Here is a 19,633-nt window from a genome sequence, read left to right on the forward strand (position 1 = left end):
AAATCAAAATTGTTTAATAATAAATAAAAGATATTTGATTTTAGTAAGGAAGGTCATTGCGCTTCATTCTCAATTAGTCTAAAATGAGTGAGAACGAAAGAGAATTTGGGGGTATAATGCATGTCTGTCTTAGAAATAAAAAATCTACATGTGTCGATCGAGGAAAAAGAAATCCTTAAAGGCGTAAACCTAACAATGAAAACCGGAGAAATCCATGCCATCATGGGACCTAACGGCACAGGAAAATCTACCTTATCTGCCGCTATCATGGGCAATCCAAACTATGAAGTAACAGAAGGCGAAATTTTGTTTGACGGGAAAAATGTTTTAGACTTGGAAGTAGATGAACGTGCGCGACTTGGCTTATTTTTAGCTATGCAATATCCAAGTGAGATACCAGGTATCACGAATGCGGAATTCATGCGTGCAGCGATCAATGCGAAACGTGATGAAAACGACAAAATTTCTGTTATGGCATTTTTGAAAAAGTTAGATGAAAAAATGGCTTTACTAAATATGCCAGAAGAAATGGCTGAACGTTATCTGAACGAAGGTTTTTCTGGCGGAGAAAAGAAACGGAATGAGATCCTGCAATTGTTGATGTTAGAACCTACATTTGCAATTTTAGACGAAATCGATTCAGGTCTGGATATCGATGCTTTGAAAGTCGTTGCTAAAGGAGTAAATGAAATGCGCGGAGACAATTTCGGTGCATTGATCATCACCCACTATCAACGATTATTGAACTATATCACACCTGATGTCGTTCACATCATGATGGAAGGCCGAGTAGTCATGACAGGGAATGCTGACCTAGCTAAACGTCTGGAAGCAGAAGGCTACGCTGGTATCAGTAAAGAATTAGGAATCGACTATAAAGAAGAAGAAGCGTAAGGGGGAGCAAGAATGAAAGAAAAAAACTGGCTCGATTATCTTGACGCGGTAAATGATTTTTCTTTAAGTAAAGGCGAACCTGATTGGATGAGAACCTTCCGTCAAGACGCACTAGCGAAAGCAGATGAACTGCCATTGCCGCATATCGATCGGGTGAAATTCCATCGCTGGTCGTTATTTGATGTGAAAGAAACACAAACCATCAGTGAAACAGGCACGATTCCGGCATTTGATGCAATGAAAGACAATCCTGTGCTTGTCCAACAAGGTTCATGGACGATTTTTGAACAACTGCCTGTGGAATTAGCAGAAAAAGGAGTCATTTTTACCGACTTGTTCACTGCAATGATCGAATATCCAGAACTAGTCCAAGAATATTATATGAAAAAAGCAGTAAACATGAACGAAGACCAATTGACTGCACTCCATGTAGCTTTTATGAACAGCGGTATTTTCCTGTATGTGCCTAAAAATGTCGTGATCGATGAACCACTCGAGTCCTTATTCATTCAAGATGGCGCATCCGATGAGCACTTCTTCAAGCATGTGTTGATCGTGGCAGATGAACATAGTGAATTTTCTTATCTGGAACGTTTCCAGACAACCAAAGAACAAGTAGCAAAATCATCAGGTAATATCATCGTGGAAGTCATCGCTAAAGCTGGTTCAAAAATCAAATATTCAGCCGTAGATCAATTAGGAGAAAATATTACTTCTTATATGAATCGCCGTGGGCACATTTTACGAGATGCTTCTGTCGACTGGGCAATTGGTGTCATGAATGACGGTCATGTGATCGCTGACTTTGACTCAGATTTAGCAGGAGAAGGTGCACACGCAGAAGTCAAAATCGTGGCAATCAGCTCGGGCAGACAAATCCAAGGAATCGATACACGAGTAACCAATAAAGCCCCTCATACGATCGGGCATATTTTGCAACACGGAGTGATCCGAGAAAAAGGAACATTGACCTTTAATGGTATCGGCCACATCTTGAAAGGGGCAAAAGGTGCAGATGCCCAACAAGAAAGTCGTGTCTTGATGCTTTCTGATAAAGCACGTGGTGATGCGAATCCTATTCTTTTGATCGATGAAAACGAAGTAACTGCTGGACATGCTGCCAGTGTAGGACGAGTTGATCCAGAAGAAATGTACTATCTGATGAGTAGAGGATTGCATAAAGAAGAAGCAGAGCGCTTAGTGATTCGAGGATTCCTCGGTTCTGTCTTAACAGCAATCCCTGTAGAACAAGTTCGGAAAGAATTAGTCGAAGTAATCGAAGGGAAGTTGAATGGATGATCGATGCTAAAAAGCTACGCAATGATTTTCCTATCTTATTTCAAGACGTCAATGATGAACCTTTAGTTTATCTGGATAATGCAGCGACGACCCAAAAGCCAAAACAAGTACTCCAGGCATTAGCGTACTATTACGAACACGATAACGCCAATGTTCATCGCGGTGTCCATACGTTAGCAGAACGCGCGACCCATGATTATGAACAAGCAAGAGAAAAAGTACGGGCGTTCATCCATGCAAAAGAAACAGCAGAAGTGCTGTTTACTCGTGGTACGACGACAAGCTTGAATTGGGTAGCCAGAACCTTCGGCGACCGCTATATCAAAGCAGGAGACGAGATAGTGCTCTCTTACATGGAACATCATTCTAATGTTATCCCGTGGCAGCAGTTGGCAAAACGAACAGGTGCTGTCTTGAAATATATCGAACTAACAGAAGAAGGCTTCCTGGATATGGAGGATGCAGCGAAAAAGATTACGGACAAAACCAAAATCGTCTCCATTGCTCATGTATCCAATGTCTTAGGTGTCTTCAATCCTGTTCAAGAATTAGCTGAACTTGTCCATGAAAACGGCGGGGTCATCGTAGTAGATGGTGCTCAATCTGCCCCGCACATGGCCATTGATGTCCAAGCACTAGACTGTGATTTCTTTGCTTTCAGCGGACACAAAATGTGCGGACCAACAGGTATTGGTGTTTTATATGGTAAACGAAAATGGTTAGAAGAAATGGAACCTGTTGAATTTGGTGGCGAAATGATCGATTTTGTCGAATTATACGACAGTACATGGAAAGAACTACCTTGGAAATTCGAAGCAGGGACACCAAATATCGCCGGCGCTATCGCATTAGGCCATGCAATCGATTATTTGCAAAAACTCGGTATGGACAATATCCATCGATATGAAGAAGAACTAGCCGCTTATGTGTTGCCAAAATTACAAGCAATTGATGGATTGACTGTTTATGGTCCACAAGACCCGAATTTTCGGACAGGAGTCGTTGCATTCAATTTGGATGGGTTACATCCCCATGATGTCGCGACAGCTTTAGACATGGAAGGGGTAGCCGTCAGAGCAGGTCATCATTGTGCGCAACCGCTATTGAAGTACCTTGAAGTATCAGCGACTGCTCGCGCGAGCTTTTATTTCTACAACACAACGCAAGACGCCGACCGTTTAGTTGAAGCAATCATGGCAACAAAGGAGTTTTTCCAACATGGGACTATCTAAATTAGACAATTTATACCGTCAAGTGATCTTGGATCATTCTTCCCATCCGCATCATCGTGGAAGCTTGACTGACTCGACAAGCAAGATCGAATTGAACAACCCCACATGTGGAGATGTGATCGAATTGCAAGTCGATGTAAAAGACGGAATCATCAAAAATATCGCCTTTGACGGCAGTGGCTGCTCCATCAGTACGGCAAGTGCCTCGATGATGACAGACGCCGTCATCGGAAAATCAATAGAAGAAGCAGAACATTTAACTGTAGACTTTCTACAGCTTGTCCAAGGAAAAGAAGTCAAAGATCCCGACCAATTAGGCGATGCTGCTATGCTTGGTGGTGTAGCTAAATTTCCCGCTCGGATCAAATGTGCGACACTTGCCTGGAAAGCACTAGGAAAAGCAATGGAAAACGATGGTACCGCAGCTTTCCATCATTACCACAAGGAAGAGGAGTGAGAACATGGGCGTACCAGAATTAGAAGAATATAAATTCGGGTTTCACGATGATGTCGAACCGGTTTTCAGTACAGGAGAAGGCTTGACAGAAGAAGTGATCCGTGAGATGTCAAGAATCAAAGGCGAACCAGAATGGATGCTTGAATTCCGTCTGAAATCTCTAGAAACATTTAACAAAATGCCAATGCAAACATGGGGCCCCGACCTTTCAGACATCGATTTCGATGCCATCAAATATTACCAAAAACCAAGTGACAAACCCGCTCGTGACTGGGAAGACGTACCAGAAAAAATCAAAGATACATTTGAAAAGATTGGTATACCAGAAGCTGAACGAGCTTATCTAGCCGGTGCTTCCGCACAATATGAATCAGAAGTCGTGTACCATAATATGAAAGATGAATTCGAAAAGTTAGGAATCGTCTTTACTGACACTGACTCTGCTTTGAAAGAATACCCTGAATTATTCAAAGAGTACTTTTCAAAACTTGTACCGCCAACCGACAACAAATTAGCAGCGCTGAATTCAGCCGTATGGTCAGGTGGGACCTTTATTTACGTGCCAAAAGCCGTCAAAGTCGATGTTCCATTACAAACGTACTTCCGGATCAATGCGGAAAACACGGGGCAATTCGAACGTACGCTGATCATTGTTGACGAAGGAGCAAGCATCCACTATGTCGAAGGTTGTACGGCACCTACTTATTCAAGTAACAGCCTGCATGCCGCCATCGTAGAAATCTTTACAAGAAAAGATGCGTATTGCCGTTACACAACGATCCAAAACTGGTCAGACAATGTGTACAACTTAGTAACCAAACGAGCAAAAGCATACGAAGGCGCAACCGTTGAATGGATCGACGGAAACCTAGGTGCAAAAACAACGATGAAATACCCAAGTGTTTACTTAGATGGAAAAGGTGCACGAGGCACCATGCTCTCCATCGCCTTTGCAGGAGCAAACCAAATCCAAGATACGGGTGCAAAAATGATCCACAATGCACCAAATACATCTAGCTCTATCGTCTCTAAATCAATTTCAAAAGACGGCGGAGAAGTAAACTATCGAGGACAAGTAACCTTTGCCAAAAACAGTGCGGGTTCGATCTCTCATATCGAATGTGACACGATCATCATGGACGAATGGTCGAAATCCGATACGATCCCATTCAATGAGATCCACAACAGCCAAGTCTCTTTAGAACACGAAGCCAAAGTCTCAAAAATCTCAGAAGAACAACTCTACTATCTGATGAGCCGAGGCCTGACCGAATCTGAAGCAACTGAAATGATCGTCATGGGCTTTGTTGAACCATTCACCAAAGAACTTCCAATGGAATATGCAGTCGAACTCAATCGATTGATCAGTTATGAGATGGAAGGCAGTGTAGGATAAACTTGTTATAGGAGCTAGAATCCTTGGTATATAAGGGTTCTAGCTTTTTTATTTTGTCTATATACTAGAAATGACCAGCTTTTGACCAGCTCTTTTACTGATGAGCCATCATATCAGCAAAGTCTTGACCTGTTTTCTTAGGTGCATTATTTGTAATATGTGCATAGATGTCTAATGTCACTTTACTATTTTCATGCCCTAATCGTTGTTGAACTACCTTGACAGATTCTCCTGCTTCTAATAATAAACTAGCATGTGTATGTCTAAACCCATGAGGTGTAATACGAGGCAAGTTATATTTTTTCAAAATATATCTTAACCAATCATTAACAGTGTTTGGAATGTATAGAGTGTTTTTAACTGTTGTAAAAACATGTTGCTCTTTAGAGCTAGTATTGTATCCAAGTTTTAAATACTCTTCTTTTTGCTGTAATTTCCAGTTGTTGAGGATAGAAAGAGTCTCAGTATCTAAAGAGATAACTCGTCTAGAAGCTCTTGTTTTCGGAGATTGAATTATAACTTTACCAAATTCATCTACAGCAAGAGTTTTATTGACATGTAGTTCTTTATTAAACGTGTCTATGTCTTTCCACTGTAAAGCGAGTACTTCACTCTTTCTCATACCTGTGTATGCCAATAATCTGAAGAAGGCGTATTGTTTCATGTTACCAAAATCTTTAAAAGCATCCAGTAAATTATTAAGCTCCTCTTTTGAGTAAAATTTACGATTTTTCTCATACTCTTTTTTTCGTGGAAGAAGTGTTTTTTCCATAGGATTATTGTCAATATATTGCATTGCAACCCCGTAGCGTAAAATTTGTGCAGTCTGTTTTCTCATATAATCGTAACTTTCATATTTACTGTGCCATTCATCTACCACTTTTTGACAATATGGGACAGAGATATTCGATAGTTTAAGCTTACCAAATGCTGGAAGTATTTGATTATTTGCGTATCTTACTGAGATTGCGATTGTTGAAGCTTTAACACTGGTACGCTGATGAGTTATCCATTCATTATACAGGTCTTCAAATGTCATATCAGGTGCTTTCTTTTTAACACCGTATAATATTTGATGTCTGTACTCGTCATAATCTTTTTGAGCTTCTTGTTTGCTACTAAAACCTCTTCTCGTAGTATTTATTTTTTCACCAGTTCGTGGATCGGTGGCAATGTGTCCTTTATACATCCACGCCACTTGACCGTTTTTCTTTTTGTACTTTGATATTTTTGCCATGAAATCATCTCCTCTTAGTTTACAAGGAGTACTTACCACTAGATGGTATCACCTCCCTTCATTTTTTTCTTAGTGTATTTTTTCCCAATTGATGAAATCGTTTGTTTTAGCTTGTTTATATTATCAATAATTTCGTTTACAGCTTCTTCGGGATAATTCATGTCTTCCACTTGACTATGTATCCCTTCATCTATCATTTCTTCTAGTTGTTCCTCTATACTGCTAGTGAGCAGAAGAATGTTATTGTCAAATTCTTCTATAATAGCATTGATGAATAATTCTTCTATTTTTAAGATATTGAAAAGACTAATTTTTTCATTTTTAACTTTATTACAAGTCTTGTTAGCAATAAATTCTTGCATCTCTGGTTCTAATTTGGAATATCTATCCAGCCATGTATCTAAATTAGAGTGTACTGGTGGGAACTGTTGACGAAGATGCTGGAACAGGTTTTTATCTGGAAATGTTATACCATCTAGTACAATGCTATCTCTATAAAGAATAATTCCCAAAATATATTCTTCTACATTGCCACAAACTAACTCCTCTATACTCATATTTCCCAAATCAGCAATTCGGGATAATCGCTCTGGTATTGGTAAATAGGTTCCCTTTTCCCATTCGTAGATAGTTTTTTTGTCAATCAATTGACCATTGTTAATCATAAGACCAAATGCTGGTTGTGTTAATTTTTTACTCTTTCTTATAGCTTTTATTTTTGTTCCGAGTATCTTTTTTCGTTCTAAATAATTTATTGGTGGACGCTTTATCATATTGACCACACCTCCTAAAATTAGTATACCTCAAAAAGGGGGTGTTGTAAATAAATTCACACAACATATTGACACCCCTTTTGTATCGAGGTATTATGTGTATGTCGATGAACTGATAATCATTTTTTATTTGATTAATCGGTTAATAACAACAAAATACTTTTATTTTGATCAAATAATACGAAGATGATTCTTAGAAAATTTGTTCAAGTAATCACGAAAGGAGGGGGAAATATGTCTCTACAAATCATTGATAGCATTGTTTCTATACAAGTTGAACAACAAGTGAAAGAGATAATTACAGTGCTAAAGCCTATGCTAGAAGACATTATTTCTGGTGTTACTCTAGAGTATATGGACTATCAGCAGGCAAGTGAATATCTAGGTGTATCAGTAGGAACGATTAGAAAATATGTTTCTCAATACGGGTTACCTGTTATAAAAATTGATACGGTCATTAGATTCAAAAAATCTGATATTGATAGTTTCATGGAACAGTATAAAGGTTGAGTAAACAAATAAGACTAAAACATATAGTAATAAAGAGTTTGTGTTTATTATCTGTATGTTTTAGTCTTTAACAGAATTTTATAAGGAGGAAACACAAATGGAAACACCAATGATTAATATTCCAATTAATGTAGATAAAGAAAGACTATTAGAGAAACCAGTTATAGAGGATGAAAAAAAGAGAATACGAAAAAGATGTTTAGATAACTACAGAGAAGTTACAAGAGATGAGTTTGTAGAGATACTAAATTCATCACAATCATTTATTCCAAGTAAGACAAAGAATAAAGGCAACAAAAGTGAAGAGTTTTTAGAAACTAGAGTAATTATTCTGGATGTCGATAACACTGTTAAAGATGAGAAGGGGAAGGTAGTAGATTTAAGTAAAGATGATAGTAGATACTTAAGCATAGAAAAGGCTTTATCTATCAATTTAGTTCATAATTCTGCGTTTGCGATACAAAAAAGTATTCGGTACTCTGAAAATCTAGAAAAATTCAAGATTGTCTTTCTATTAAAAGAAGCAATTACTGACTATAGTAAAATGATTGCTGTTTACGAATACTTGAAAAAAATCATACCCGGGTGTGATGACAATGTAAATGCTTCGAATAGAATGTTTTTTGGAGGATATAAGTCAGATGCAGTGATAATAATTAATGAAGACAACATGTTAGATATTACTGAGCTTCCGATTGATTTTACCATGACATGTTCTAAAAATTGTCAAAGTGATTCAGGGAGAGAGTATGAACTAGTCAATGAAACTGATTTTGTTAAGTTGATAAAAAATGACGACAAAGAAGAAATGAAACAGTGGTTTAAAGACTGCCTGTTTGATTCCTCCGACATGTCTTTTAATGAGATTTATGAAAGATTGTTAACCATTGATATGAATAAATTACTTAAGTCAAGTAAAAACTTAAGATGTCTGTTTCACGACGACCATAATCCATCTGCTAGTATTTTTACCAGTAAAACTGGGCATTCCATTTTTTATTGTCATTCCAGTAATTGTGGTATCAGTGAAAATTTTATTGGGGTTGTGATGTTAATTCTAGAGAAAGATAGTCGGGTAGAAACATTTAATTGGCTATTAGAGAATCTAGACCTGTATCCTACACATTTTCGAAAATTGAAAGAGGAATCAAAAGTACTTTTTGACACTCTTGAATCTATGGAAGACAAGCTTTTCAGGACAATAAATAATTATCTAGAGGAAATGCGACGTGTCTATGATGCCTTGCTTTCTGATGTTAATTTTTTTGATGATAGTAAGGAAAGTGTGACTTGTATTTTATCAGGAGAACAACTAGCTAAAAAAATGAGTTCTTACTATGGTAAAACTTATGACATAGATAAATGGAATAAGTTACTATCATTTATGACATTTATAGGATTGATAAAAAAATTAGATGATGAAGATGTTCCTTTGAAGATGCTCGAATACCTAAATAGGTTAAAGGAAGAGAAAGCGTTAGGAAACTTTAATCATAAGAGAAGCAATGTCTATCGATTAGACGTTTTTAATGCAACTTCTGTGATTCAAAAATTGAATGAAGATATCCTTCCACTTCTGAAAAAAGTTCATTTTACATATCAATATTTTTCTTATGAATGGGTTAAGATATGTTTTAACGAAAAAGAGGCTAAAAGAGTATTTCCTCAAAATTTTCGGTCAGAACTCAGCAAGGAAAAACAATTGATTTTAGATGAGGCACATGAAGTTTTACAGGACTTATCGTGGCAAGGGACATATCTAATGACAGAGAAAGAACTTATTAACACTGTTTGTGAACGTCTACGTAATGTTGGGAATAACAGCGTGGAAAATGCTTTAAAAGAAAACAGAGGCTACTTTGTTAAACAAGGATTCACTCTTGAACGAGCTTCTAAGGATATTAAGAAACTATACAATGTGAAAGCAAGCAGTAGTTTTTTAGTCTACCTAGCAAAAGGAGCAGGGATAGATGAAGTAATAAAAGAATTGATAGCATCTGGTGTTGAATTAGTTCCTCTTTATCAATTTACAAGTGTAACAAGAGATGATGGACGGAGAGTAAGGAAGAGAAAAGACCCAATTGTATTAAACTAGACAGGTTATCCATAGCTCTTAATCTTATTTCATCTCAATACACCCACCGTTAAAGTTCGGTGGGTTATTTATTTTTCAATCTTTCAATAGCTGATTGCGTTCATTTTCTTGCCTTTTTAATAGCTTCATATAGTCAATTGTTCGAACTGCATCTTCAGTGCTAAGAGAACGATAGAGAGCCAAAAACTCTTCCTCATAATCTACGACAACATTGTCTAGAAAATGGCTTACAGGGGTTCCTAGGGCTCTAGAAAGAGCTGTTAAGCTATCGAGGTTAGGCTCTGTTACAGAATTTTCCCATCTTGCTACTGCCTGTTGTGTAGAGAAGATTTTTTCAGCTAATTCTTTTTGTGTCCACCCGAGAGCTTTTCGCTTTTCTCTAATGACCTTTGCATATTGTTTCTGTTTCATTAATACACCCCCATCTCAGTATAGTACAACAAGTTGTTGTATTTGTAATGGTATTTGAAGTTTTTATATTTTATGAGTTGAAATACATCATATTGTTGTATATAATAAAACAGGAGGGGAGAATCATGAAAAAAGTAAGTAATCTCAGCCGATACAGAAAAGAAAAAGGACTTTCTCAAACGGAGTTAGCAAAAAAAATGAATGTTACACAGCAATGTGTAAGTTCGTGGCAAACAGGGAGAACGATTCCTAAACCCTATCAAATGAAAATGCTTTCTGAGATATTAAGTGTACCAATAAACGAGCTGTTTTCTGATGTGTTTAATAAAGTAAACAGTTAACTATTAAGCAATTGAATGATTTTAGGAGGAGAAGACATGTATTGTAGAAAATGTGGTAAAGAAATAACAGATGAAAGTAAGTATTGCCAGTTTTGCGGAGCATTACAAGAAACAGATGAGACAACTGGAGCAGACGAAGTAAAGAAAAGTACTGAGCAGACATTTAGTGAAATGAAGGAACAAATCGTACATGGACAAGAGACAGGGAAGCTGTATTTGATTATTGGTTGGATTTCTATGGTAGTATCGTTAGCATTTATTCCTGTTGTATTTGGTGCTGTTGCTGTTATTATGGGCTACTTATATCGAGAAAAAGATGAGAAAATGGGTACGATTTTGATGATAGCAGGGGTAGCTGGAGCAATCTTTGGTGTACTTTTAGGGATGTCAATGTACTGATAAGAGGGATAAGAGCAAATTATTTTGGAGATAGGAGATAAAAAGTTGAATAAAGTAAATATGAACAAGAAGTTTGTCATTATAGGTATCGTTGTCTTGGCTATTATAGGTATCATTTTTTCAAAAATGACAGGTACATCTGGATTAGAGAAGTCATCTAAACCATTGGTGACACAGATTTTACAAGAACAGTACAACTTAAATAGGTCATGTGATGATGTGACGATTACTCATGAAAATGGAGATAACACATACCGGGCTAAAGCTACGTTAGACAATGGAAGTGCTATCAATATAAATGTCGAGTACTATCCAAAGAAAGACCGTGTATATGTAGAGATACCATATACTGAGGTGTTAATGTTAAATTGATTTAAATGTATTATGTATACCGTCCAAACAGGAACTCCTAAAGGTGTAAGCTTACTAAGGAGTTTTTTTGATTCCCTGTAAATAAAATACTAATATAGATGAGAAAAATAATGTTATAATAATTGATGGAAATTGTTTTTAAAGAGCTTTAAAAATTGGGTTCTTACATTGTTGATTAAATGCTTTAAAAGAGGAGCTTTATGATGAAAAAGAATTATTTAAAAACAGGTATATTTTTGGTTATAGGAACTATACTGGTTATTCAATTATCAGGTTGTAGAAATAAAGATAAAGATTTCTATGGATATTGGTCAGGAACTGCTGAGAAAATTCCTGTAGACTATAATTTTAAAATAACTAAAGACAGAGTAATAGAACTACAAAAAAATGGTGAAATGGTGGATTTTAAGTATACTCTAAGACATAAAAAATTTGATTCAACTACATTTCGTTCAATCATGATATCAAAAGATGAATTAGTTAAAGCGATTCCAGAATTAAAGGAAACCACGGGAATAAGCAATATAACGTTCATGCCTATTGACGGTGAAAAAGATAAATTAACTGTGTTGGTAAATTTGGATGAACACTTATCAACAGCCACTCTTTATAGGACTACGAAAGATGAGAGTCCAATTGGTAAGGTAGAAAAGAAAAACGATACAATATCAAGACAAACTGTAGATAAAAAAATTGATACGTTCATAAAAACATACGCGGCTATACCACCTACTTGGAAACTTGTAAATGAAGATAAGGGAATAACGATAAATACTGATACAGAGATTCCGACTGATGCTCAATCTTTATCAGATTTATTAGCTAATCTAACAGGAGTCAGTAATGCGGTGTCAGAGCAAGTCGGTAAAGATATTCCACTTAGGTTACTTGAAAATGGAAAAAAAGATTATTCTGTGGTATTTAAGAACGGAAAGGTAACTGATTACAACGAAATATTTGAGAAAGTCATTGAATAATGGTTTTTCTATCTTTTTATTAACTACCCTACCCCGTTGTTTTTTGACCGTGTTTCGAGAGGAATCATTAGAAAGCATAGGCTAACTAGGGGTTTCTTTTTCTTTTATTTTTTGGGAATCCGCTTAAGTGAAATGTATCTGAAATGAAACGGAGATAAAGTGATTTTTTGCTGTAATGACAAGGTTTTAGCTGTTTCAGATACCATGTAACCCAAAATAGTTTATTGAGAAAATAGGAGAGTATTTGATACTAACTAGTAGGGAAAAATGAGATAAAAAGTAAATGGAATCATTTCAGGTAATCTGAAATAAAAAAATATACAGTCCTGTGGCACTTTACCTATGGGACTGTATATTTTTTACTCTCAGCGTTTTTTGACTCCGTGTCTGACTCCGTTTTATTGATTTTATATGTTATTCAGTGACCCTTTAACAGGTCAATTTTTATGTTTTTGTCTTCGTATGACTCAGTTTGATACCTAGTGATTTCCATGGTAATACGGGATGTTGAACAAGCTAGAGAAGTTCTGCAGGGGTTAATTGCAAACAATTCAGATAAACAAATTACAATAGATTATTTCAAGAGGGAAATTAAAAAATCAGAGGAAAAATATTTAGATTTAAAGTCGGATATCCTATTAGCAGACGATATAGGTTCACTAACTGTCGAAGAAGATAGCCTATTCTACGTCTATTGTGCATTGACTTCGTAAAAGAAGACGTCTTTTCCAGGTATACAGTTCTTTTATCTACTTCATATGAAAATTTGGGTACAAACGACAAGGAAGTCAGTTTTCTGGTCAGACTATCGTACGAACATCTTGTTGTGGTATTTACACTCAGCTTTGATGATGAGTACAAGAGTTTTTCAGCGAACAAGACAGAACATCGAAAGAGGTTTCCAGACGAAGTTTTACAGGCTGGGCTGAAGTATTATCAAGAAGGACTCACCATTAAGAAGTCTTTATCGAGAATATAAGAAGATACAGGTATAGAAGTCAGTCGGTCAACATTCTGTGATTACCTAAACAGCAAGGAGTAACAGGTGAACGGGAAAAAGAGCACAGGGAGGGCTATGTTCACTGGCTGAAGAAGCAAGATAAACCTGTTTATGACTTGTTCTTTGAAATAAAGAAAGCTTTAGATAGTCAGTCATTAGAGAACTTCATTGATGGGTATGATGAAAAGTTATCTAATGAGCAAATGATTGCGATAATGAAAGAGGTGTTTCGTCAGTATGGGTTATCAAATAAACGTAGGAAAGAGGTTTTTGACCACGTTAAGACAATAATGAGCTTTTACCACACGACCCTCGGCTAAATCTAAAGAGGGCGAAAAAGGGACGAGTGGTAAAATTTAATGGGAATAGCTAAAAGTAAATAATAATAAGTCAAAGACTGCCTAGTTTGGTGGTCTTTTTTCATGTTCATAAAAATAAAATAGGACAGACGAACATCTTCGCTAACTCCCCTGTGTTGCAAGAGGCAAACTCTATAATTCTCCAGTTAAGCTATATTTTGTTCTTTATTTTGAGATAGAGGAAAAAACAAAAATGTGTTAAAATTGAACATAAGCATAATTAGAAATTGTCGAGTTTTTTCAAGTAAAAATCTTGACTTGTAAGGAGGAAAAGGGCATGATGACACGCAATCACAGTACTAGCCAGCAGTCTGCCCAAAAGCCCATATATGAAAGTGATAACCGATTCGTAGCATCCGTTTCGGTTATTTGTGTTGGGAAGATGGGTGATTTTTAGTGGTTGAAGATATGGTGATGGTTGAAGAGGAACAAGGACGACTAATCAAAAGTAAAAAACGTGTCCAGAAGCACGGTGAGGTATTTACACCGCAAAGAACTGTCAAAGATATGTTGGATTTGCCAGGCATAAAAGAGGCTTGCGAGGAGCTGCAGACGACTTTCTTAGAGCCTTCAGCTGGAGAAGGTGCTTTCTTAGTTGAGGTTTTGACTAGAAAAATGGCAATGGTTGCTCGTGAATATAATGAGTCCCTAGAACAGTATGAAAATTACTCCTTACTGGCGCTTTCAACTCTATATGGCGTGGAGTTACTCGAAGACAATGCTCAGACCTGTGTAATGAACATGTTTCAAGTATTCAACGATTTGTACAGAGAACAATCGAAAAAACATGGTACCGCAATGAAAAGGAAAGTCCAAGACAGTGCAAAGACTTTGATTTCTAGGAATATCAAACAGGGAGATTTTCTTACAAAACGAACACCAGATGATAATCCGATTATTTTTAGTGAGTGGACACCTAAGACGCTAAGAAAAGGACAGAAAAAAATCACTGTAAATCGAACTGAATATTCTTTGGAGGATATTTATTCAGGGGTAACACGAGAGTTTGGAGAGGCATACTCAGCTCTGCCTGTATTTGAACAGCTCGATTTGTTTTCATTTGATGACGAGGTCGATGAAGAAGTTTCAAATGATCCAATATTACGTTATGTAGCGATGCCGATAACTGAGGTTTATAAGGAAGAGATGGAGGAAATTGATGACGACAGCGTTGAAATCTAAAGCTAAATACTTCGATTACTTACCTAAATATGGTTCTAAGCTAGAACACTTCCTTGGGATTCCTAATTTAGTAGATGCAATTAACACGTACCGTGTAACCGTTAATCAAATACCTAATGAAGTTGCTATTGGAACTAGACGTTATTCGGAGGTAGCAGCACGGAAGATTGCTTCAAATGTGGGTATTGACCAGCAAAGTATGAAGTATGTTGATGTACTTCGCGAGCTTAGGGTCAGAAATAATATTACTCCTACGATAGCTGACTTATTTCATAAGTTGAGAAAATATGGAAATGTTGCAGCACATGAAAATGGAATTATACCTGTTTCAGAGGCGGTCGAATCTTTAGTTACTCTTGATACCTTGCTAAGAGTCTTTGCACGCAATCTGTCTGGGGATAAATCGTTAAACCCAAAGGAAGAAATTACGGATGAGATGTTTGTTATCACCTATAACACCTTTGACCGTAAACTTATTTACATCCAGAGTGCCAAGGATGCTGACGGCACATGGAAAATGTACCAAGGACTGGAAAAGATTGGGGATGCATCAGTACCAGAGAATTATGAGGCAGACTTTACTCCTAATAGCGAGTATTTAAGAGAGTATGCAAGTAGAAGAATAAAGCAGTACATGACAACAGCGGGGGTACCTTTTGTCCTTCATTGGGCGCAATTGGCTGTTAATAAGAAGAACCAATTTTTCCGTGACCATGACGTGCATGAAGTATTAAAGCGTTCGGGCTATAATCCTCAAACGATTGGCGAAGATGACACAGGGAAGCCTAATGAGTGGTTCAGTGTAACAGTTGACGTTGCCAAGAAAGCAATCCAAGCGGTTAAAGATGGTAAAGGTAGTCTTGACTCAGAAAAAGATGACTTTGACGAGTTCAAAATTAATTTTAGACCAGAACAAAAAGATGCTATTGAGCAGACTAAGACTGTATTCAAAACGAAAGATGAGATGCTTTGGAATGCCAAGATGCGTTTTGGTAAGACGCTTTCTTCTCTTCAAGTGATTAAAGAGAGCCAATACAAAAAAGTTCTTATCATGACTCATCGACCTGTTGTAAGTGATGGTTGGTTTACGGATTTCAAAAAAATCTTCACAGATGGTTCGTACATCTATGGTTCAAAACAAGATGGAGAAAAGATTCAAAACCTTGTTGATACCGAAAAACCTTTCATCTATTTTGCAAGTATTCAGGACTTACGCGGTTCTGAGTGGGCAGGTGGAAAAGCAGGGGATAAAAACTATGAATTCTTAGCGATTGACTGGGATTTTATTATTATTGATGAAGCTCACGAAGGAAACGAAACGGAATTAGCTAATAACGTAAAGGCTAAGTTGCGGAAAGAGCATACCAAGGTCTTAGAGCTTTCGGGTACACCATTTAACCTTTTCGATAAGTATGATGAGGATAATATTTTCACTTGGGATTATACTATGGAGCAAGAAGCTAAGGAGAAATGGTCAGTAGAGCATCCCAATGAACCTAACCCATACGAAGGTTTACCGAAAGTATCTATGTTCACCTTTGAAATACCAAATAAATTTGATTATTTCGATGAAAATAAGGCATTTAACTTCCGAGAATTCTTTAGGGTTAAGGAAGATGATGAAACAAAGTTGCTTCATGAAGGTGACGTACGCAAGTTTCTTGATTATATTACTACAAACGATGAAAAGACTAATTTTCCTTTCTCAAAACCAGAGTTTAGAGAAAACTTACGGCATACTTTATGGCTGATGCCGGGGGTTAAAGAGGCAAATGCTTTTGAAAGAGTGCTCGAAACGCACCCTATATTCAAAGATTACAATATTGCAAACGTAGTCAAGACAGGTGACAGTGAGCATGCTAGTGATTCAGATTTAGAATTGGTGCGTAAAGCTATTGGTAATCCAGCTAAGTCTAAGACGATAACCTTAACAGTTCGCAAGCTTACAACAGGAGTTAATGTTCCAGAGTGGACAGGGGTATTTTTCCTTTCAAACACAGAAAGTCCTACATCTTATCTGCAGGCAGCGTTCCGTGCACAGACACCTTTTAACCATGCAGAGCTTGGAATTAAGAAAAACTGCTACATCTTTGATTTTGCACCTGACCGTGCTTTAAAAATTATGAGTGGAAGTGTCGGACTAACTAGCAAGAAGGGAAAGGTTAATAGTTCAGAGCAAAAGAAAAAACTAGAGCGCATGCTAAATTTCTTACCTATCCTTGGTAAACAGGGGAATGTGATGAAAGAATTTAGCGTTGACCGAATGCTTACGGCACTGAAGAAGGCTTATGCAGAAAAAGCTGTACGGACTGGCTTTGAAGACAGCTCTCTTTACAATGACAACCTATTAAATTTAGACCAAGCTGATCTTACCAAATTTGAAGACCTTAAAAAAATTGTTGGCTCAAGTAAACCAACCAAAGTGAAAGACTTCATTGTTTCAGATAACGGTATGAGTGAAGAGGAGTATGAAAAAGCTTCGAGGGCAGAAAAGAAACCAAAACGTCAACGTACCAAAGAGGAACAGGAAGCAATAGATAGGGCAAAGAGGCTTCGAGAGCAGCGAAATAAAATGATTTCCATTTTGAGGGGCGTTTCTATTCGCATACCTATGATGATTTATGGGATGGACATTGATATTAAAGATGACGTTACTATTGAGATGTTTCTTAATTTGGTTGATGAGGCTTCATGGAATGAGTTCATGCCAGAGGGGTTAAGTAAAGGGCGATTCAGAGAGTTTATTGAGTACTATGATGCAGACGTTTTTGTGGAGGCAGGACGCATAATCCGTAGACGTGCAAAGTCTTATGATGAGTTAGATGTTATTGAACGTACTAGGAAAATAGGTGAATTATTTAGCACTTTTAAAAATCCAGACAAGGAAACCGTATTGACTCCATGGCGAGTTGTTAATATGCACCTTGGTAACACTATCGGTGGACTTTCCTTCTTTGATGAAGAATACCAAAATTCTACGGAGAACGGTCAACCAATCGTGCGATGGAGGAAAACTGACTGTACAGATGATATTTTTAAGGAAAATAGAAAGATTCTTGAGATAAACTCAAAAACAGGGCTATATCCTTTATATGCAGCAACGAGTATGTACTATGTTCAGCTCCTTAAACAAAGCGATATTAATGCTGGAAGGGTAGATTCAGAGGCAATATGGGAAAAAGTATTATCAGAGCAAATTTTTGTCATTTCTAAAACTCCAATGGCTAAGACGATAACGAAGAGGACTTTGATTGGTTATAACGCATGGAAGGTAAATGTTGAATACTCAAGTGAATTAGTTACGAGTATGAAACGTTCAATCAATGACGGTTTAACGAATTTGAAAGGAGTTTATAAAAACGTGAAATTTGATGTGATAATTGGTAACCCACCTTATCAGGAGAAAGATGGAGGTTCAGGAGCTAGTGCTACACCGCTATATAATCTATTTGTAGAAACCTCTGTTAAGTTATCAGAACGCTATGTTTCGATGATTACTCCTTCGAAGTGGTTTGCAGGTGGTAAAGGGTTAGATAAGTACCGTGACTTTATGCTTAACAGCTCTAGCTTGAAGGTGATGGTGGATATAGTAAATGGGAAAGAAATATTCCCAAACACCAGTATTGGTGGCGGTGTTAGCTATTTCTTGTGGGATAAGAAATATAATGGATTGACACAGTATACTAATCAACATGATGGTGTATCAAATACACAAGAGCGAAAAATGAACGAGTTTCCAGTGTTTGTGCGATATAATGAAGCCATTTCTGCAATTCACAAAATTGGGGAACACGCTAGTGTTGGTGACTTTGTTATATCACGTAACCCATTTGGGCTTCCAACGAAAATTCGAGGGGAAGAAGTGCAGGATTCCAGAAATTCAATAAAAGTAATCTCTAGTGGTGGGGTAGGCTTTGTTCCACTGGAAGATATCACTAAAGGACAGGATATGGTTGGAAAGTATAAAGTCATTAGTAGCTCACTGACTAGCGAACATGCAGGTGAACCGAACAAAAATGGTATGTTTAAGGTGATTTCTACTAACAGAGTTATTAAACCTAATGAAGTAGTTACAGATTCATACCTAGTGCTATTTTCTGCTGATACCGAAACCGAAGCAATTAATTATCTGAAGTATTTACGAACACGTTTTTACAGATTTTTATTACTTCAAGCAGTGACATCTATTCACCTATCCAAAGATAAGTTCATGTTCATACCAGTACAAGATTTTACCTCAGGTTCAGACATTAACTGGAATGTAGGTATTGAAGAAGTTGATATGCAGTTGTTCAAGAAATATTCTTTCGATGCAAGTGAGATATTGTTTATTGACCAAACAATCGTCCCGATTCTTCACGAGGAATATTACTAAGAGAACAAGCTAACAAATGAGGCTTAGAACCCTGTTTTCTTGATTAATTGCCCCACTTTAAATCAAGATTTAACTGTCTATTATCAACAGGTCAAGGTAAAATAAAGGATGTTAGCAAGTAAAGAGATTGATTTGAGTCTACATCGAACAAGGGAATAATCCAATAAAAAATGATTTAGAATATCAAAATAACAAAAAAGAGGACTACCTGTATTAGTCCTCTTTTTTGACCAGATTTTGACCAGTCTATTTTACATTCTAATATATTCATATGAGCTAATTTTATGATTAAATGGTAAGTTTTTCCTTGTTTGTTTTAGTTTA

At 36.9% G+C, this 19,633-nt stretch carries 15 protein-coding genes and 1 pseudogene; 13 read left to right on the forward strand and 3 right to left on the reverse strand.

The window, feature by feature from the left end:
- The first annotated feature begins 120 nt into the window (after positions 1 to 120).
- From sufC to sufB, 5 genes are read left to right on the forward strand one after another with little or no spacing between them, the layout of a single operon-like run.
- Positions 121 to 894: a Fe-S cluster assembly ATPase SufC gene (sufC, locus tag ACIFUW_RS02485; protein ID WP_002287679.1), complete on the forward strand. Its 774-nt coding sequence runs from the start codon at positions 121 to 123 to the stop codon at positions 892 to 894.
- 12 nt (positions 895 to 906) lie between these two features.
- Complete coding sequence (gene sufD, locus ACIFUW_RS02490; protein WP_002287681.1) at positions 907 to 2,193, forward strand: Fe-S cluster assembly protein SufD; 1,287 nt, start codon at positions 907 to 909, stop codon at positions 2,191 to 2,193.
- Positions 2,190 to 3,425 carry a cysteine desulfurase gene (locus tag ACIFUW_RS02495; RefSeq protein ID WP_002287683.1) on the forward strand — a complete coding sequence of 412 codons (1,236 nt, stop codon included), beginning with the start codon at positions 2,190 to 2,192 and terminating at the stop codon, positions 3,423 to 3,425. The genes sufD and ACIFUW_RS02495 overlap by 4 nt, the downstream gene beginning before the upstream one ends.
- A complete protein-coding gene (gene sufU / locus ACIFUW_RS02500; RefSeq protein WP_002287684.1) occupies positions 3,412 to 3,882 on the forward strand; it encodes a Fe-S cluster assembly sulfur transfer protein SufU in 471 nt (156 codons plus the stop codon). Before ACIFUW_RS02495 ends, sufU begins: the two co-directional genes overlap by 14 nt.
- 4 nt (positions 3,883 to 3,886) lie before the next feature.
- Positions 3,887 to 5,278: a Fe-S cluster assembly protein SufB gene (sufB, locus tag ACIFUW_RS02505; protein WP_060804988.1), complete on the forward strand. Its 1,392-nt coding sequence runs from the start codon at positions 3,887 to 3,889 to the stop codon at positions 5,276 to 5,278.
- 94 nt (positions 5,279 to 5,372) lie between these two features.
- On the opposite strand, the gene ACIFUW_RS02510 is transcribed toward sufB, so the two are convergent.
- Positions 5,373 to 6,515 (reverse strand): tyrosine-type recombinase/integrase, encoded by a 1,143-nt coding sequence (locus ACIFUW_RS02510; protein ID WP_002287705.1) that lies wholly within the window; start codon positions 6,513 to 6,515, stop codon positions 5,373 to 5,375.
- Positions 6,516 to 6,553: 38 nt separating this feature from the next.
- Positions 6,554 to 7,288: a helix-turn-helix transcriptional regulator gene (locus tag ACIFUW_RS02515; protein ID WP_064375956.1), complete on the reverse strand. Its 735-nt coding sequence runs from the start codon at positions 7,286 to 7,288 to the stop codon at positions 6,554 to 6,556.
- 234 nt (positions 7,289 to 7,522) lie between these two features.
- On the opposite strand from ACIFUW_RS02515, the gene ACIFUW_RS02520 reads away from it, so the two are divergent.
- Together ACIFUW_RS02520 and ACIFUW_RS02525 are read left to right on the forward strand one after the other, a co-directional pair.
- The gene (locus tag ACIFUW_RS02520) at positions 7,523 to 7,798 is read left to right on the forward strand and encodes a helix-turn-helix domain-containing protein (RefSeq protein ID WP_002301916.1); all 276 of its coding nucleotides are present in this window, start codon (positions 7,523 to 7,525) and stop codon (positions 7,796 to 7,798) included.
- 97 nt (positions 7,799 to 7,895) lie between these two features.
- Complete coding sequence (locus tag ACIFUW_RS02525) at positions 7,896 to 9,893, forward strand: hypothetical protein (RefSeq protein WP_064375955.1); 1,998 nt, start codon at positions 7,896 to 7,898, stop codon at positions 9,891 to 9,893.
- A 75-nt stretch (positions 9,894 to 9,968) separates the two neighbouring features.
- Here the strand turns inward: ACIFUW_RS02525 and ACIFUW_RS02530 are convergent, their stop codons facing one another.
- Complete coding sequence (locus tag ACIFUW_RS02530; protein WP_002301912.1) at positions 9,969 to 10,304, reverse strand: helix-turn-helix domain-containing protein; 336 nt, start codon at positions 10,302 to 10,304, stop codon at positions 9,969 to 9,971.
- A gap of 125 nt (positions 10,305 to 10,429) precedes the next feature.
- Here ACIFUW_RS02530 and ACIFUW_RS02535 point away from each other — a divergent pair, with 125 nt between their 5' ends.
- The 6 genes and pseudogenes from ACIFUW_RS02535 to ACIFUW_RS02560 all read left to right on the forward strand — a co-directional run bounded on the left by ACIFUW_RS02535 (position 10,430) and on the right by ACIFUW_RS02560 (position 19,309).
- Positions 10,430 to 10,645, forward strand: a complete 216-nt coding sequence (locus tag ACIFUW_RS02535; protein WP_002296546.1) for a helix-turn-helix transcriptional regulator — start codon at positions 10,430 to 10,432, stop codon at positions 10,643 to 10,645.
- Between the two features lie 36 nt (positions 10,646 to 10,681).
- On the forward strand, positions 10,682 to 11,044 hold the full coding sequence (locus tag ACIFUW_RS02540; RefSeq protein WP_085811514.1) for a zinc ribbon domain-containing protein: 363 nt from the start codon (positions 10,682 to 10,684) through the stop codon (positions 11,042 to 11,044).
- Between the two features lie 45 nt (positions 11,045 to 11,089).
- On the forward strand, positions 11,090 to 11,416 hold the full coding sequence (locus ACIFUW_RS02545) for a hypothetical protein (RefSeq protein ID WP_064375953.1): 327 nt from the start codon (positions 11,090 to 11,092) through the stop codon (positions 11,414 to 11,416).
- Positions 11,417 to 12,099: 683 nt separating this feature from the next.
- Positions 12,100 to 12,393 (forward strand): annotated as a pseudogene (locus ACIFUW_RS02550) (hypothetical protein); the annotation flags it as partial.
- 1,755 nt (positions 12,394 to 14,148) lie between these two features.
- Positions 14,149 to 14,934, forward strand: coding sequence for a methylase (locus ACIFUW_RS02555; protein WP_306297442.1), 786 nt, complete (start codon positions 14,149 to 14,151; stop codon positions 14,932 to 14,934).
- The gene (locus ACIFUW_RS02560; protein WP_064375950.1) at positions 14,912 to 19,309 is read left to right on the forward strand and encodes an Eco57I restriction-modification methylase domain-containing protein; all 4,398 of its coding nucleotides are present in this window, start codon (positions 14,912 to 14,914) and stop codon (positions 19,307 to 19,309) included. Before ACIFUW_RS02555 ends, ACIFUW_RS02560 begins: the two co-directional genes overlap by 23 nt.
- The last annotated feature ends 324 nt before the right edge of the window (positions 19,310 to 19,633 follow it).

It is taken from the genome of Enterococcus sp. PLH-Efm8 (assembly GCF_053011625.1).

Excerpts from the sequence above, each read along its gene's own strand:
- sufC (WP_002287679.1), top strand. The coding sequence starts at position 121 with ATGTCTGTCTTAGAAATAAAAAATCTACATGTGTCGATCGAGGAAAAA.
- sufD (WP_002287681.1), top strand. The coding sequence starts at position 907 with ATGAAAGAAAAAAACTGGCTCGATTATCTTGACGCGGTAAATGATTTT.
- ACIFUW_RS02495 (WP_002287683.1), top strand. The coding sequence starts at position 2,190 with ATGATCGATGCTAAAAAGCTACGCAATGATTTTCCTATCTTATTTCAA.
- sufU (WP_002287684.1), top strand. The coding sequence starts at position 3,412 with ATGGGACTATCTAAATTAGACAATTTATACCGTCAAGTGATCTTGGAT.
- sufB (WP_060804988.1), top strand. The coding sequence starts at position 3,887 with ATGGGCGTACCAGAATTAGAAGAATATAAATTCGGGTTTCACGATGAT.
- ACIFUW_RS02510 (WP_002287705.1), bottom strand. The coding sequence starts at position 6,515 with ATGGCAAAAATATCAAAGTACAAAAAGAAAAACGGTCAAGTGGCGTGG.
- ACIFUW_RS02515 (WP_064375956.1), bottom strand. The coding sequence starts at position 7,288 with ATGATAAAGCGTCCACCAATAAATTATTTAGAACGAAAAAAGATACTC.
- ACIFUW_RS02520 (WP_002301916.1), top strand. The coding sequence starts at position 7,523 with ATGTCTCTACAAATCATTGATAGCATTGTTTCTATACAAGTTGAACAA.
- ACIFUW_RS02525 (WP_064375955.1), top strand. The coding sequence starts at position 7,896 with ATGGAAACACCAATGATTAATATTCCAATTAATGTAGATAAAGAAAGA.
- ACIFUW_RS02530 (WP_002301912.1), bottom strand. The coding sequence starts at position 10,304 with ATGAAACAGAAACAATATGCAAAGGTCATTAGAGAAAAGCGAAAAGCT.
- ACIFUW_RS02535 (WP_002296546.1), top strand. The coding sequence starts at position 10,430 with ATGAAAAAAGTAAGTAATCTCAGCCGATACAGAAAAGAAAAAGGACTT.
- ACIFUW_RS02540 (WP_085811514.1), top strand. The coding sequence starts at position 10,682 with ATGTATTGTAGAAAATGTGGTAAAGAAATAACAGATGAAAGTAAGTAT.
- ACIFUW_RS02560 (WP_064375950.1), top strand. The coding sequence starts at position 14,912 with ATGACGACAGCGTTGAAATCTAAAGCTAAATACTTCGATTACTTACCT.